This is a genomic window from Actinoallomurus sp. CA-142502 (assembly GCF_050936355.1).
Lineage (GTDB): Bacteria > Actinomycetota > Actinomycetes > Streptosporangiales > Streptosporangiaceae > Actinoallomurus > Actinoallomurus iriomotensis.
This window is the reverse complement of sequence record NZ_JBNJMY010000001.1, coordinates 9,422,242-9,436,988: the sequence shown is the minus strand read 5'-3', so window position 1 is coordinate 9,436,988 and position 14,747 is coordinate 9,422,242. Positions and strand designations below refer to the sequence as shown.

Below are 14,747 nucleotides of genomic sequence, written 5' to 3'. Positions count from 1 at the left end.
CGAGGCCGGGCCCGGCCGCTTCGTCGTCCGCGGCATCGCGGCGGGTGACCTCGACGACGTCCCCGGCCGGTGGCTCGCCGCGGTCCGGATCGGCACCGTCCCGGACGGCCACCGGCTCTCGGGGGAGCCCGCGCTGCGGTTCGGTGACCTCGACCCGGTGACGGCGCCGGAGGTGCTCGCGGAGCTCACCGAGCCGGCGGGCTGACACGTGACGCCCACGCGCCCGCGCGAGACCCGTATGACCTAGATGATCCCCCTACGCCCAGCTATTCATGAGAACAGGTATGAACGCCACTGACTTCGCGGTTTCGGACGAGGACACCTTCGAGATGCCGGCCTCCTGGCGGCGCGTCGTACGCCGCCGGCGCGGCGGCCCGCCCCGGACCCCGGTCACCGTCGACGACGGGGCCGTCGCCACGGTGGCCGGGTGGACCGAGCGCGCGGCCGAGCGTACGGAGCAGGCGCTGGCCGACCCGGAGAGCGACCAGGCCCTCGCCGAAGAGCTGCGCGCCCACCTCTCCGGCCGGGTCACCCCGCGCGCCGCCGCCCTGCTCGCGCACGTCATCGCCGCGCCCGCCGACGACGACCGCACCGCCGTCGGTGACCGCGGGGCCTTCGCCGACGCCTGGGCGTCGGCGCACGGCCTGGCCTTCGCCGCCGCCGCGACGGCCGAGATCGCCGATACGGACGTCCAGGTCTGGTGGCAGGACACCAACCGGCGGCGGCGCTGGTGGCGGCTCCGCACCGGGCCCACCGAGCAGCGCTCGTTCTGGAGGTGGTCCTGGCAGGCGACGGCCGACCGGATGCGCGACCTGCTGGCCGACGCGTCCGAGGAGGACTACCGCGCGGCGGTCGAGGCGCTCGCCGGCTGCCGGCGGACCGGGGCGCAGCGGGTGCTGGTGTCCTACCTGGCGCCGACCGAGACGGACTGGATGGACGAGTGCTGCGCCGAGGCCGCCGGCCACCTCGACTCGCTGCGGACGATGCTGTTCTGCTCCGTCGGGTCGGCCGAACAGCTCACCGCCCTCCTCGCGAGGGCACACTTCGGGTACGGGGAGTGGTCGCGCGGCGTGATCGCCACCCTGATCGAGGCGGCCGGCGTCGACGCGGTGGTCGCGATGATGGCCGGCGCGTTCGACGCCACGTACGCCGATGACCGCAAGGTGGGCGCGGAGGTGCTGAGCCGGTTGCCCACCGACGAGGCCTTCGGGGTGCTGCTCGACCACCGAGGCGAAAAGCATGTGACGCCCGCACTGTTCGACGCGATGAAGCGCTATCCGGTACGCGCGGTGCGGCTGCTGGCCGTCGCCGCCGACGGCTCCTCGAAGGACGCCGCCGCGGCCCGGGACCTGCTCGCCGGGCACGTCCACGGCCATCCCGAGGCGGCCGCCGCCGCGCTGCCCGCTCTGCCGGCCGGAGCGCGGGCGATGGTCGAGCGGATCGCCGCCGAGACGGGCGACCGGGCCGAGCGGGTCGCGTCGGCGCCGGCGGAGGCGTTGCCGCCGCTCCTGGTCGCGCCGCCGTGGACGCGCCGCCGCAAGCCGGCCAAGCCGATCGTGATCCCGGACCTGACGCCGCCGGACGGTTCCTCGATCGTCTGGCCGGACGGCCTCCGCGACGAATGGCTGCGCTCGGCCACGCCTTACGCCCGCCACCTGGAGGAGAGCGACTGGCCGGACATGATCCGCCGGTACGGGGCCCGCGCGTTGAACTCCATCGAGGAGGAGGCCCTGTTCACCCTGGGGCCGGTCGACGCCCTCCGCCCGTACGTCGCCGACTGGCCGGCTCCGCGCCGGTACGGCGCGGAGTACTGGATGCGCCCGATCATCGCCCGGTTCGAGCTCGACGCGCTGCGGCTCACGCTCGGGCTCGTCCTCGAGGACACTCCGAGTGTGGTCGGCGGTCTGCTGCTGCCGTTCCTCGACGTCCGGGTGGCCCGGCTGGTCGCCGACTGGCTGGCCCGGCTGAAGTCCGCGCGGAAGGTCGCGACCGGCTGGCTCGGCGCGCACGGCCTGAACGCCGTTCCGCTGCTGGTCCCCGACGCCGTCGGCCCGGCGGGCCGGGCCCGCACCGGCGCGGAGGCCGCGCTGCGGCACCTCGCGTCGACCCACGACGCGAACGCCGTGGTCACGGCGGCGAAGGTCCACGGCGACGAGGCGGCGGCGGCCGTCGAGGTGATGCTCGCCGCCGACCCGCTCGACGCCGTACCGTCCCGGCTGCCCAAGATCGGCGACTGGCTGGACCAGGAACGGCTGCCGCAGGTCCTGCTGCGCGACCGCGAGCGGGCGCTGCCGCCCGAGGCCGCCGGGCACGTCGTCACCATGCTCACGATCTCCAAGCCGGGTGAGCCGTACGCCGGGCTCGAGATCGTCCGGGAGGCGTGCGACCGGGCGTCCCTGGCCGAATTCGGCTGGGCGGTGTTCCGGCAGTGGCAGCTCGCGGGGATGCCGGCCAAGGACGGCTGGGCGCTGACCGGCCTGGGTCGCCTGGGCGATGACGAGACCGTACGCCGGCTCACCCCGGTCATCCGGGCCTGGCCGGGCGAGGGCGGTCACACGAGGGCCGTCGCCGGGCTGGAGGTGCTGGCCGAGATCGGCACCGAGATCGCTCTCGTGCACCTGAACGGCATCGCCCAGCGGGTGAAGTTCAAGGGGCTCAAAGAACGGGCCCAGGAGAAGATCGAGGAGGTCGCCGAGGGTCTGGGGCTGACCCCGGAGCGGCTCGCCGACCGGCTCGTACCCGACTTCGGCCTGGACGAGAACGGCAGCATGACCCTCGACTACGGGCCGCGGCGGTTCGTGGTCGGCTTCGACGAGCAGCTCAAGCCGTACGTCCTCGACGAGAACGGCAAGCGGCGCAAGGACCTGCCGGCGCCGGGGGCGCGCGACGACGACAAGGCGGCCGACGAGCGCAAGCGGTTCGCCGCGCTGAAGAAGGACGTGCGGACCATCGCCGGGGACCTGATCCGGCGGCTGGAGACGGCCATGGTCACGCAGCGCGGCTGGACTCCGGCGGAGTTCGCGGACCTGTTCGTCGGGCATCCGCTGACCTGGCACGTCGCCCGCCGCCTGGTCTGGGTCGGCGCCGGCGGCGCCGAGTTCCGCATCGCCGAGGACCGTACGCTCGCCGACGTCGAAGAGAACACCGTGTCCGTGCCGGACGGCCCGATTCGCATCGCCCACCCGTTCGACCTGCCCGGCACGCTGGCGGCGTGGTCGGAGGTGTTCGCCGACTACGAGATCCTGCAGCCGTTCCCGCAGCTCGGCCGGCCGACGTACACCCTGACCGAGGAGGAACGGGCGGGCTCGCGGCTGACCCGGTTCGAGGGCGCCACGGTGCCCAGCCGCGCGGTGATCGGCCTCGAACGCCGCGGCTGGCTCCGCGAATTCCCGCAGGACGCCGGCATCCAGGGCTCGATCTCCCGCCCGGCGGGAGACGGCCGCTTCATCACGATCGGCCTGGATCCCGGCATTGTGGTGGGCTACCCGGATGAGTTCCCCGAGACCCGGCTCGACTCGATCTGGATCACTGACCGGCCGGACGGCTACGCGCGCCACGACGGAGACCCACTGCGGCTGGACGACCTCGACCCGGTGACGGCGTCGGAGGTCATCGCCGAACTCACCGAGCTGACGGCCTGACCCCCGGAGCACCCGAATGACGACCGAAGAGACCTTCCAGCGCCCGCCCGCGGAGATCCGTTACGCCGACGAGCTGGCCCGGCTGGGCGAGGACGATCGCGGCGGCCGGCCGCCGGGCTGGGCACTCAGCCTGGAGGCGGCACGCGCCTTCATCGTCGGCGACGAGCGGCGCGGGATCCGCCGCAAGTTCGTCGGCGACCCCTCGCTGATCGACCGCGCGCTGGTGAGCCTGGCCACGAGCCGCGGCCTGCTCCTGGTCGGCGAGCCCGGCACCGCCAAGTCGCTGCTGTCCGAGCTCATCGCCGCCGCGGTGAGCGGCACCTCCACCCTCACCATCCAGGGCGGCGCGGCCACCACCGAAGACCAGATCAAGTACTCCTGGAACTACGCGCTCCTCGTCTCCGAAGGGCCCTCGCCGCGGTCGCTCGTCCCGGCGCCGCTGCTCAAGGGCATGGCCGAGGGCAAGATCGTCCGATTCGAGGAGATCACCCGCTGCCCGCTGGAGGTTCAGGACTCGCTGTTGTCACCGCTGTCCGAACGCGTGCTGGCGATCCCGGAGCTGAACGGCACCGACGGCATGGTCTTCGCCCGCCAGGGCTTCAACGTCATCGCCACCGCCAACACCCGCGACCGAGGCGTGAACGACATGAGCGCGGCCCTGAAACGCCGCTTCAACTTCGAGACCGTGTTCCCGATCGCGGACTTCGCCACCGAGCTCGACCTGGTCGAGGCCGAGGCGCGGGCGCTGCTGGAGGCCTCCGGCGTCACCGTGCCGCCGCGCCGCGACGTGCTGGAGGTGCTGGTCGCCACGTTCCGCGAGCTGCGCGCCGGCACCAACGCGGACGGCGGTCCGGCCGACCGGCTCTCGACCGTGATGAGCACCGCCGAGACGGTGTCGGTGGCGCACGCGGTCGGGCTGCGCGGCTGGTTCCTGCGCGGCGAACCGGGCACCGCCGCCGACATCGTCGCGTGCCTCGCCGGCACGGCGGCCAAGGACAACGCCGACGACCTGGCACGACTGCGCCGCTACCTCGAACAACAGGTGCCCCGGCGGCGCGGCGACCAGTGGCGGGCCCTGCACGACGCCCGGCACCTGCTGCCCGGCTGATGGCCGTCACCTTCATCGGGGTCCGGCACCACAGCCCGGCCTGCGCCCGGCTGGTCCGCCGGACCATCGAGACGCTGCGGCCCGCGTACGTCCTGGTCGAGGGGCCGGCCGACGTCAACGACCGGCTCGACGAGCTGCTGCTCGGGCACCAACTCCCGATCGCGATCTTCAGCCACTATCGCGACGACGAGCGCGCCCACCTGTCGTGGGCGCCGTTCTGCGCGTACTCGCCCGAATGGGTGGCGCTCACGGTGGGCCGCGCCCACGGCGCGAAGCTGCGGTTCATCGACCTGCCCGCCTGGCATCCGGCGCTGGCCGGCCGCCGCAACCGCTACGCCGACGCCGAGCAGCGCTACGCCGACGCGGCCGACCGGCTGTGCCGGGCGTTCGCGGTGGACAACGTCGACGCCCTGTGGGATCGCCTGGTCGAGGTCGAACCCGACGACGGCCTGGAGGAGCGGCTCGCGACCTATTTCGACCTGGTCCGCGGCGAGACGGAGACGGGCGAGGACGACACCGCGCGCGAGGCGTACATGGCGGCCTGGGTACGCGCGGCCGCCGCCGACGCGGGTGACCGCCCGGTCGTCGTCGTGACCGGCGGCTTCCACCGCCCCGCCCTGCGGCGACTGGTGGCCGAGCCGGGAAGCGTCGTGCCGGAGATCATCAACGTGAGGGCCGTTCCGGTGGAGGTGACGAGTGGCCTGCACCGGCCTGTCCCGCGAACAGGGACGGAGGAGCCGGCCGGCCCGTTGGAGGTGACCGACCGTTCGCAGGCGCCTGGTGCGTCGCCGGTCGCCGACGCGGGGGATGGTCCGGTGGGGGTGGGCGGAGGTCTTCATTCGGGCGGTGACGGGCCGGAGGCCGCCCGTGCCGATGTGGGGGCTGATCCGGCGGGGGCGGCCGACCGCTTGCCGCGGTCCGCTGCGTCGCCGCTGGTAGCGGCGTCGAGCGGCTGGCCGGAGATTCCCCGCCCGGCGGCCGGGGCGGTGGGCGGGAGTTACCTGGTGCCCTACTCGTTCCGGCGGCTCGACGCCTTCTCCGGTTACCAGTCCGGCATGCCGTCGCCCGAGTACTACCAGCGGCTCTGGGAGCAGGGAGCGGACGCCGCCGCGGACGGCCTGGTCGAGGCGGTCGCGACGAGGCTGCGGGGGCGCGGCGTGGCCGTCTCGACCGCCGACCTCATCGCCGCCCGCACCCTGTCCGCGGGGCTCGCGCGGCTGCGCGGCCACCCGCACCCGGCCCGTACGGACATCCTCGACGGGCTGGTCAGCGCGCTCGTCTCCGACGACCTCGACCAGCCGCTGCCGTGGACCCGCCGCGGCGCGCTCGAGCCCGGCGCCCATCCGGTCGTGGCCGAGATGGTGGCCGCGCTGAGCGGCGACCGGACCGGCCGCCTGCACCCGGACACGCCCGCGCCGCCGCTCGTCCACGACGTCGACGCCGAGCTGGCGCGCCTCGGCCTCGACCGTACGGGCACGGTCGAGCTGGACCTCAGCGATGCCGGCGATCTCGTCCGCGCCCGTGCGCTGCACCGCCTGCGGGTGCTGCGGGTCCCCGGATACAGGCGAGTGTCCGGGCCGGTCTCCGGCGCGGACCCGGTGCTGGACGAGCGCTGGGAGCTCACCGACGACGAGGAGCGCACGGCCGCGCTGATCGAGGCCGGGGCGTACGGCGGCACGCTGCGCGACGCCGCCACCGCCGTGCTCGCCGAGGGCGTCGCCGCCGCGGGCACGAAGCCGGACGGTCTCGCCGCGGTGCTCTTCGACGCCGCCCTGTGCGGCGTCACCGACCTGTCCGAGCAGATCGCCGAGCTCATCGCCGCGAACATCGCCGGCGCGCGCGAGCTGGGTCCGCTCGGCGACGCCCTCGCCACGGTGCTCGCCCTCTGGCGGCACGACCGCGTCCTCGGCACCGCCGGCAGCCCGATGTACGCCGCGGTGATCGACGGCGCGGTGACGCGGGTGCTGTGGCTCGCCGAGGGGGTGCACGGCGGTCCCGCGCCGGCCGACCCGGCCCGGCTGCGCGCCGTCACCGCCACGAGGGACGCCCTCCTGCACGCGCACGAGGTGCTCTCGACCGGCCGGGAGGCCGCCCTGGACGTCATGGCCCGCATCGGCGCCGACCGCGAGGCGCCGCCCGACCTGCGCGGCGCGGCCTTCGGGTTCGGCTGGTCGCTCGGCGCCTCCGCCGATCCCGTACGCGCGCTGCGCGGCGCCGCCGGCGCGGACACGCTCGGCGACTGGCTCGCGGGCCTGCTCGCGCTGGCCCGCGACGAGGTCCTCGCCGACGGGGGGCCGGCCGGGGGCGGCGTGCTCGCGGTGCTGGACGACCTCGTCACCACGATGCCGGACTTTCTGGCGGGACTGCCCGCGCTCCGCCAGGCGTTCGCCTACTTCCCGCCGCGCGAGCGCGAGCTGATCGCCCGACGGCTGCTGGAACGCCGCCGGCTCACCGGATCGGCGCGGGCCCTCCTCCGTACGACGGCCGACCCACTACTGATCGCGGAGGCGAGAGCGCTGGAGGAGCGGACGAGCCGCCTGCTCGCCGGAGAGGGGCTGCTCCCATGACCGAGCGGAGCGAGGGAATCGAGGGCACGCCCCGGTGGTCGCTCCTCCCGGCGGGGGAGGCCTCGTGACCGAGCGGAGCGAGGGAATCGAGGACACGCCCCGGTGGTCACTCCTCCCGGCGGAGGAGGCCTCGTGACCGAGCGGAGCGAGGGAATCGAGGACACGCCCCGGTGGTCACTCCCCCCGGCGAAGGAGGCCTCGTGACCGAGCGGAGCGAGGGAATCGAGGACACGCCCCGGTGGTCACTTCCCCCGACGAAGGAGGCCTCATGACCGAGTGCGGTGAGGGGACCGACGGCACAGTTCCGGTGACCTCTGGCGGAGGAGATCTCGTGAGCGCACCCGATCCGGGGCTCGAACGCTGGCGGCTGGTGCTCGGCGCGCCCGCCGAGACGTGCACCGGCGGGCTGAACGGTAACGCCGCCGCGAGCGACCGGGCGCTGGACTGGCTCTACGGCCGCGACCCCGACCTGGCTCGCCGCGGCGTACGGCGCGGCGGCACCCGAGAGAGCGGCACCCGTGAGGGCGGCACCGGGCCCTCGGCGCTGACCACGGTCGACTGGCTCGACGACATCCACCGGCTGTTCCCCCGCGAGACCATCGAGCGGCTCGAACGCGACGCCGTCGAGCGGTACCAGATCCACGAGGTGGTCACCGACCCCGACGTCCTGTCCCGGGTCGAGCCCAACCCGACCCTGCTCCGCGCCGTCCTGCGCACCAAGCACCTGATGAACCCCGAGGTCCTGCGGCTCGCGCGGCGCATCGTCGAGGCCGTCGTACGCGACCTGATGAAGCGGATCGTGCCCGAGGTACGGCAGGCGTTCAGCGGCACCCGTACGCGCCGGCCGAGCCGGTTCCGCCAGGCGCGCAACTTCGACTTCCACGGGACGATCCGGGCGAATCTGGCGCACTATCAGCCGGAGGAGCGGCGGATCCTGATCGAGCACCCGAAGTTCGTGTCGCGCGTACGCCCGCACCTCGAACAGTGGCAGCTCGTGCTCATCGTCGACCAGTCCGGTTCGATGGCCGGGTCGGTGATCCACTCCGCCGTCACCGCCGCCTGCCTGTGGAACCTCCCCGGCCTCAAGACGCACCTCATCGCGTTCGACAGCAACGTGGTGGATCTGACCGCGGACGTCTCCGACCCGGTCGAACTGCTGCTCAAGGTGCAGCTCGGCGGCGGTACGGACATCGCGCGTGCGGTGGAGTACGGCGCGAGCCTGATCGAGAACCCGCGTCGTACGATCCTCGCCGTCATCACCGACTTCTACGAGGGCGGCGACGAGCACCGGCTCGTCCGTACCGTCGCCCGCCTGGCCGAACAGGGCACCCGCGTGCTCGGGCTCGCCGCGCTCGACGAGGAGGCCAACCCCTCCTACGACCGCGCGCTGGCCCAGCGGCTCGCCGACGTCGGCGCCCACGTGGGGGCGATGACACCGGGTCAGCTCGCCGCCTTCGTCGCCGAACGGATCGGCCGATGACGCGCGCCGACCTGCTCGCCCTCGACACCGACGCCCTCGTCGCGCTGGCCAACCGCGGGCTGGTCAAGCGCGCGGCCAGAGAGCTGGACGCCGGCGCCGTACCGGCCCTGTCGACCGACGCCGACGGCACCGTACGCGGGCGGTTCCCCGACGGGGTCGAGGTCGCCTTCCCGGTGGGCGCCGGGCTGGACACGGCCTCGTGTACGTGCCCGGCGACGGGCGTCTGCCGGCACCGTGTCGGGCTCGTCCTCGCCTACCAGCGCGAGACGGAGCCCGCCGAACGGGGGCCGGCGTCGGAGTGGTCGCCGGGAGGCATCGACGACGAGACGCTACGGCAGGTACTGGGCGCCCGGACCCTGACGGCGGCCCGCCGCCGACGCGCCGCGGGCTACTCGGCGTACGTCCACCGGGACGCGCCCGCGCCGTGGGTCGAACTGGCGACCTGCACCGTACGGTTCCTGGTCCCGGGCGAGCTCGGCTACGCCCACACGGACGCGGTCGGCCCCGAACGCGCCGAGGCGATCGCCCTGGCCGTCTGGGCGTTCCGCGAGGCGGACGAGCATGCCCCGGGCGAACGAGAGGTCCGCCTGGACGTGGTCGAGCGGGAGAAGATCCCGGCGGAATCGAGCGGTGGTGCCGCGTCGCGGCAGAGCGGTGCGCGGGGGCCGGAGTCCGGTGCGGGGCCGGGAGCGGACGCAGCGGCGGCGTCAGGTGGCGGTACGGGAGCGTCCGGCGGCGGTGCTGCGTCGCGGGAGAACGGATCCGGGCCGGGTGGAGATGCCGGGTTGCGGGAGGGCGATGCGGGGGCCAGGCCGGGAGAGGGCGGAGCGGCGGGGCCGGCGCCGGGTGGAGATGCCGGGCTGCGGGAGGGCGGTACGGGGGCATCGGACGGGGCCGGGCCGCAGGACGGCGGAGCGGCGGGGCCGGATGGCCGGGGCGGTGCGGTCGGTGATCGGGCTGGGGGTCGCGAGGGCGGTCTGGCCAGGCCGGGCGTCGAGGTTCCGGCCGGTATGGAGTCCGCTGCCGGGCTCGCCACCGAGTTGCTGGCCGAGGGGGCGATGCACGCCGGTCCGGTGCTCGGGGCGGCGTTGCGGCGGATGTGCCGGACCGTCGGCGAGCAGGGGCTGCACTGGCCCGCCGGGGCGTTGGAGGATCTCGTCGAGCAACTGGACGCGTACGCCGCGCGGGGCGCGCGCTACTCGGCGGAGCACTACGCCGAACTCCTCACCGAACTGCACGCGCGCAGGCGTGCGGCCGCCGCCGGTGGGCTGCGTTCGCAGATCCTGGGTGGCGGTGAACCGGGCCGTACGCCGCTGCGCCGCGTACGGCTCGTGAGCCTCGGCTGCCGCGTCGGCGGCACGGTGGACGAACGCGTCGCCGAGGTGTTCTTCGCGCACGCCGGCGACGGGACGGTGCTGGTGCTGCGGCGGCGCTGGGACGTACCGCCGGACACGCAACCGACAGGGCACGACCTGGCCGGACGCCGGGTCGCGGGCACGTCGCTCGGGGCTCTGGCCGTGGCCAACCTGGTCTCGGAGTCCGCCTCGCGCAGCGCCAGCCGGGTCGTGCACATCGCGCCGGGTCGGGTCGCCAGGACGACGGTCACGCCGGTGGGCGACGCCTGGTCACGGCTGCCCGCACCGGTGATGGTCCGCGACCTCGCGGCGGCGTCCCGCGCGCTGGAGGAGCTGCCGCCCCGGCTCATCCGGCCACGGGTGGCGGCCGAGCACGTACGGGTCGTCGAGGTCGCCGAGGTGCGTGAGGTCGGCTATCACCCGGGCGCCCAGCGGCTGGACGCCGAGATCGCCGACGCGGAGGGAGGCACCGCCAGGCTTACGGCGGAGTACCGCGCACACTGTCCGGGAGCCCTGGACGTCCTCGCCGCCGCGCTGGCCGACGGCCCCCGCGTCATCACCGGTTTCCTGCGCCGCGGCCGGGGCGCCCTGGTGATCGACCCGATCGCGGTCCTGACCGCCGGAGGCGTCACGGTGCCGGACCTCGCTCCGGGCGAGGGCGACGGCGACCTGGCCGTCCACGTGCCCACCGCACGAGACCGCCTGGACACGGCACTGGAGGCGGCGCTCACGGCCTTCGCGGAGATCGCCCACCGCGGGCTACGCCACGCGACGCCGGGCGTCCACCGGAGAATCGAGGAGGCGGCCGTCGAACTCCGCCGGGTCGGCCTGACGGCGACGGCGGACGCGGCGACCGCCTTCCTGGCGGCCTCCCGGATCGGCGAGGCGGACGCGATGACCCGAACCTGGGTCGACGCCCAACTCCGCCTCATCACCGCCGCCGACCTTCGCTGACGGACCGCCCGCCGACCACGATGTGGCCGCCGCCCGTGCCGATCCCGGTCGTCGGAGTCCGGGGTCGTCGCCCTCGTGTGGAGAGTGGTTTTCGCGGACGTTCCACGGGCCGCGTGTCACCCGGCGGGAGTGGCTCGGCGCCAGGTCAGGAGGCGCTCCACGTGATGGCGGGCGAGTCCGTCGTCCGGGGCGACCGGGACGAGCAGGATGCCCCGATAGGGCCACGCCTGCCGCCGGACTCGCATCGGGATGACGTCGTCGACCCAGGCGAACGGGCGGCCGTCGGCGTGGCGGAGGATCGGGGCCCACTTGCGTGACTCGAAGAGCTGGAGGATGCCGAACCTCGGGTCGTCATGCCGGCGCCGGTACGCGGAGAACTCCACGACCGGCAGTTCCGGCAGGCCGAGCAGCGGGCCGAGGTGCTCATTGGCGAGATGTTCCCATGTCGTCGCCCAGACGAGCTCGTAGCGTGCGGAGAGTTCCCGCAGCCAGCCGCCGTGTTCCGGGCAGAGCCGGACGGCCGGTCCGCCCGTCTCGTGGCGTACGAACCGTGCCGGGTCGGAGGGCGACAGGGGGTTCAGCACCCCGTCGACGTCCAGGTACAGCAACGGCCGGTCGGCCGGCCGGCTCCCCGGCCGGGGAACACCGCGGATGCCCCACGCCATGGGATCAGGGCTCGTCAGAAGGCGCGCAGGTACTGGTCGGGCCAGGACGGGGCGGCACCGAGTTCGTGGGCGGCGCGGTTGGGCCAGTAGGGGTCGCGCAGCAGCTCACGGGCCAACAGTACGGCGTCGGCCTGCCCGGAGGCGATGATCTCCTCGGCCTGCCGCGGTTGCGTGATCTCGCCGACCGCGCCGACGGGGAGGTCGGTCTCGGCCTTCACCTTGGCCGCGAACGGCACCTGGTAGCCCGGGCCGGTGGTGATCCGTGCCCTGGGGGCGGCGCCGCCGCTGGAGACGTCGAGCAGGTCGACGCCGTGGGCGAGCAGTTCCTTGGCGAGGCGTACGGTGTCGTCGACGGTCCAGCCCTCGCGGTCGTCCTCCGGGTTCTCGGTCAGCCAGTCGGTCGCCGACACGCGGTAGACCAGCGGCAGCGAGGCCGGCCACACCGCGCGTACGGCGTCGACCACCTCCAGGGCGAACCTCGTCCGGTTCTCGAACGAGCCGCCGTACTCATCGGTGCGCCGGTTGGTGTGCGGGGAGACGAACTCGTGGATCAGGTAGCCGTGCGCGCCGTGGAGTTCGATCACCTGGAAGCCGGCGTCCAAGGCGCGCCGGGCGGCGGCCGCGAAGTCCTCGGCGATGCCGTGGATCTGCTCGCGGGTCAGTTCGGCCGGCGTCGGGTCGCCGTCGTGGAAGGCCACCGGGCTCGGCGCGACCGGCCGCCAGCCGTACGGGTCGTCGGGTGAGATGGCCCGGCCGCCGCGCCACGGGCGCTCGGTGGAGGCCTTCCGCCCCGCGTGGGCGAGCTGGATGCCGGGCACGCTGCCGTGTTCACGCAGGAAACCGGTGATGCGGGCGAGTCCGCGCTGCTGGCGGTCGTTCCACAGGCCGAGGTCCGCGGGGCTGATCCGGCCCTCCGGGTTGACCGCGGCGGCCTCGGTGAAGATCAAGCCCGCGCCGCCCACGGCACGCGCCGCCAGGTGGGCGAGGTGCCAGTCGCCGGCGACCCCGGTGTCCGGTCCCTCGTCGGGCGCGGAATACTGGCACATCGGCGACATCCAGATCCGGTTCGGGATCCGCACGTCTCGCAGGGTCAGGGGCTCGAACAGTGCGCTCACGGCCGCGCTCCTCCATCATGGTCCGGTACGAAAGACGCCATAGTACGGCGCTTATCGAACTACGATACACGTCAAATTACGACGGCTCTCGTACAATGGCCGGAGCCGGCGGCGAAGGGAGCCCACCGTGACCGTCCGGACCCTCGATCACCCCACTCGCGCGGAGATCAGGCTGGAGGCCGTCCTCCACGCGCTGTCCGATCCGGTACGCCTCCAGGTGGTGCGCTTCCTGGCCGGGCTGGCGGAGGGGGAGGAGGCGCCGTGCTCGGCCATCGACCTGGCGGTCACCAAGTCGACCACGACCCACCACTTCCGCGTACTGCGTGAGGCCGGTGTGATCCACCAGGTCTACCGGGGCACGGCCAAGATGACCGCGATCCGCCGGGACGACCTCGACGCGCTCTTCCCCGGCCTGCTCGACGCGGTGCTGACGGCCGACGCCACCCAGCGGTCACGCGTGCCGGTCGGCTGACCGCCACGGCCGGGTGTGGTTGTCCACCAGGGCGTCTGGGGGTGGCCCACCATGCGGGACCGGGGCCTGCGGAGTCATATTGGAGACATGGACATGCGCTGCCTGGTCGTCGACGACGACACCGGCTTCCGCACCGCTCTGTGTCACATGCTCGAACGCGGCGGGGCGGTCGTCGCGGCCACGGCCTCGAACGGCGCGGAGGCGGTCGAGCGCGCGACGGACACCCACCCCGACATCGTGCTGGTCGACGTCCGCCTGGGGTCCGAGAGCGGTTTCGACGTCGCCTGTCGCATCGACGAGAGTGCCGCCGGCACGGGCTGGAGTCCGGTCGTCATCCTGGTGTCGACCCAGACCGAGGATGAATTGACCGCGTTGGTGGCCGCCCATCCGGCGTTCGGCTTCCTTGACAAGACCACCGTCTCGCCCGCGCGCATCCGGGAACTCCTGTCCGCGTCCAGCGGTTCTAGTCGGCGTTGAGGAAGGCGAGGACCGCGAGGACCCGCCGGTGGTCGGCGTCGGTCTCCGGCAGGCACAGCTTGGTCAGGATGCTGTGCACGTGCTTCTCCACCGTGGGCTCGGTTATCCACAGCTTGTGGACGATGCCGGCGTTCGACCGGCCTTCCGCCATCAGGGCGAGGACCTCGCGTTCGCGCGCGCTCAGCTTGGCCAGCGGGTCGACGCGCCGGTGAGCGGCGAAGAGCCGCTGCACGAGGTACGGGTCGATCACCGAACCGCCCTTGCCGACGCGCTCCAGCGCGTCGATCAGCTCGGACGGGTCGGTGACCCGCGTCTTGAGGAGGTAGCCGATGCGGTCACCGCCGGACAGGAGTTCCAGGGCGTGGTCCACCTCGACGTACCCGGACAGCACCAGGATCGCCACGGAGGGGAACCGCCGGCGGATCTCCGTCGCCGCCTGGAGTCCCTCGGTGGTGCCCGTCGGCGGCATGCGCACGTCCACGACCGCCAGGTCGGGAAGGTGCTCGCGGACCAGTTCGAGCAGCCGTGCACCGTCGCCGGCCTGGCCGACCACGTCGAATCCCTCGCGTGTCAGCAGGCTCGCCACGCCCTCGCGCAACAGAACGTCGTCGTCCGCGAGGACCACGCGTCCTCGTTGAGGGACCGGGCCATCGGGTTCGTGCCCGATCTCGGGCCGCCACTGTCCTAGCATCGCCAGCTTCCATGCTACGCGCGCCACCGTACGACCAGCGGTGATGTCCGAACGTCACGGTGTACTCCCGCGGTGTCATCGACCGGTCGTAGGTCCCGAAGGAGCGGGCGGGACGCGACCTGGATCGACGATACGGAGGGAATCATGGCGGCATACTCGCCAATCGGCGGCTTGTCCCATAGGGTCAAAACCAATACGGCGACGGGGGATGTCGCGTACGGC

The 14,747-nt window shown here is 73.8% G+C and carries 10 protein-coding genes; 7 read left to right on the top strand and 3 right to left on the bottom strand.

From position 1 onward, the window contains the following. Positions 1 to 284 precede the first annotated feature (284 nt). From ACQEV1_RS44000 to ACQEV1_RS43980, 5 genes are all read left to right on the top strand, one after another. Positions 285 to 3,641 carry a DUF4132 domain-containing protein gene (locus ACQEV1_RS44000; protein ID WP_433406096.1) on the top strand — a complete coding sequence of 1,119 codons (3,357 nt, stop codon included), beginning with the start codon at positions 285 to 287 and terminating at the stop codon, positions 3,639 to 3,641. 16 nt (positions 3,642 to 3,657) lie between these two features. Then, positions 3,658 to 4,749: an ATP-binding protein gene (locus tag ACQEV1_RS43995; RefSeq protein WP_433402946.1), complete on the top strand. Its 1,092-nt coding sequence runs from the start codon at positions 3,658 to 3,660 to the stop codon at positions 4,747 to 4,749. Then, a complete protein-coding gene (locus ACQEV1_RS43990) occupies positions 4,749 to 7,316 on the top strand; it encodes a DUF5682 family protein (protein ID WP_433402944.1) in 2,568 nt (855 codons plus the stop codon). The genes ACQEV1_RS43995 and ACQEV1_RS43990 overlap by 1 nt, the downstream gene beginning before the upstream one ends. Positions 7,317 to 7,647: 331 nt before the next feature. Then, complete coding sequence (locus ACQEV1_RS43985) at positions 7,648 to 8,796, top strand: VWA domain-containing protein (RefSeq protein ID WP_285627146.1); 1,149 nt, start codon at positions 7,648 to 7,650, stop codon at positions 8,794 to 8,796. Then, complete coding sequence (locus ACQEV1_RS43980) at positions 8,793 to 11,105, top strand: hypothetical protein (protein WP_433402940.1); 2,313 nt, start codon at positions 8,793 to 8,795, stop codon at positions 11,103 to 11,105. Before ACQEV1_RS43985 ends, ACQEV1_RS43980 begins: the two co-directional genes overlap by 4 nt. A gap of 116 nt (positions 11,106 to 11,221) precedes the next feature. Here the strand turns inward: ACQEV1_RS43980 and ACQEV1_RS43975 are convergent, their stop codons facing one another. Together ACQEV1_RS43975 and ACQEV1_RS43970 are read right to left on the bottom strand one after the other, a co-directional pair. Then, positions 11,222 to 11,770 carry an HAD domain-containing protein gene (locus ACQEV1_RS43975; RefSeq protein ID WP_433402938.1) on the bottom strand — a complete coding sequence of 183 codons (549 nt, stop codon included), beginning with the start codon at positions 11,768 to 11,770 and terminating at the stop codon, positions 11,222 to 11,224. 14 nt (positions 11,771 to 11,784) lie between these two features. Beyond that, the gene (locus ACQEV1_RS43970; RefSeq protein ID WP_433402935.1) at positions 11,785 to 12,885 is read right to left on the bottom strand and encodes an NADH:flavin oxidoreductase/NADH oxidase; all 1,101 of its coding nucleotides are present in this window, start codon (positions 12,883 to 12,885) and stop codon (positions 11,785 to 11,787) included. A gap of 127 nt (positions 12,886 to 13,012) precedes the next feature. Between ACQEV1_RS43970 and ACQEV1_RS43965 the strand changes: the two genes are divergently transcribed. Beyond that, on the top strand, positions 13,013 to 13,357 hold the full coding sequence (locus tag ACQEV1_RS43965) for an ArsR/SmtB family transcription factor (protein WP_285583611.1): 345 nt from the start codon (positions 13,013 to 13,015) through the stop codon (positions 13,355 to 13,357). Positions 13,358 to 13,444: 87 nt separating this feature from the next. Continuing rightward, positions 13,445 to 13,834 carry a response regulator gene (locus tag ACQEV1_RS43960; protein ID WP_433402932.1) on the top strand — a complete coding sequence of 130 codons (390 nt, stop codon included), beginning with the start codon at positions 13,445 to 13,447 and terminating at the stop codon, positions 13,832 to 13,834. On the opposite strand, the gene ACQEV1_RS43955 is transcribed toward ACQEV1_RS43960, so the two are convergent. Beyond that, positions 13,821 to 14,459 (bottom strand): response regulator, encoded by a 639-nt coding sequence (locus tag ACQEV1_RS43955; RefSeq protein ID WP_433402929.1) that lies wholly within the window; start codon positions 14,457 to 14,459, stop codon positions 13,821 to 13,823. The genes ACQEV1_RS43960 and ACQEV1_RS43955 overlap by 14 nt on opposite strands. Between the last annotated feature and the right edge of the window lie 288 nt (positions 14,460 to 14,747).

Bases quoted from the DNA above. Each gene is read 5' to 3' on its own strand.
- ACQEV1_RS44000 (WP_433406096.1), top strand. From the start codon at position 285: ATGAACGCCACTGACTTCGCGGTTTCGGACGAGGACACCTTCGAGATG.
- ACQEV1_RS43980 (WP_433402940.1), top strand. From the start codon at position 8,793: ATGACGCGCGCCGACCTGCTCGCCCTCGACACCGACGCCCTCGTCGCG.
- ACQEV1_RS43990 (WP_433402944.1), top strand. From the start codon at position 4,749: ATGGCCGTCACCTTCATCGGGGTCCGGCACCACAGCCCGGCCTGCGCC.
- ACQEV1_RS43960 (WP_433402932.1), top strand. From the start codon at position 13,445: ATGGACATGCGCTGCCTGGTCGTCGACGACGACACCGGCTTCCGCACC.
- ACQEV1_RS43995 (WP_433402946.1), top strand. From the start codon at position 3,658: ATGACGACCGAAGAGACCTTCCAGCGCCCGCCCGCGGAGATCCGTTAC.
- ACQEV1_RS43975 (WP_433402938.1), bottom strand. From the start codon at position 11,770: ATGGCGTGGGGCATCCGCGGTGTTCCCCGGCCGGGGAGCCGGCCGGCC.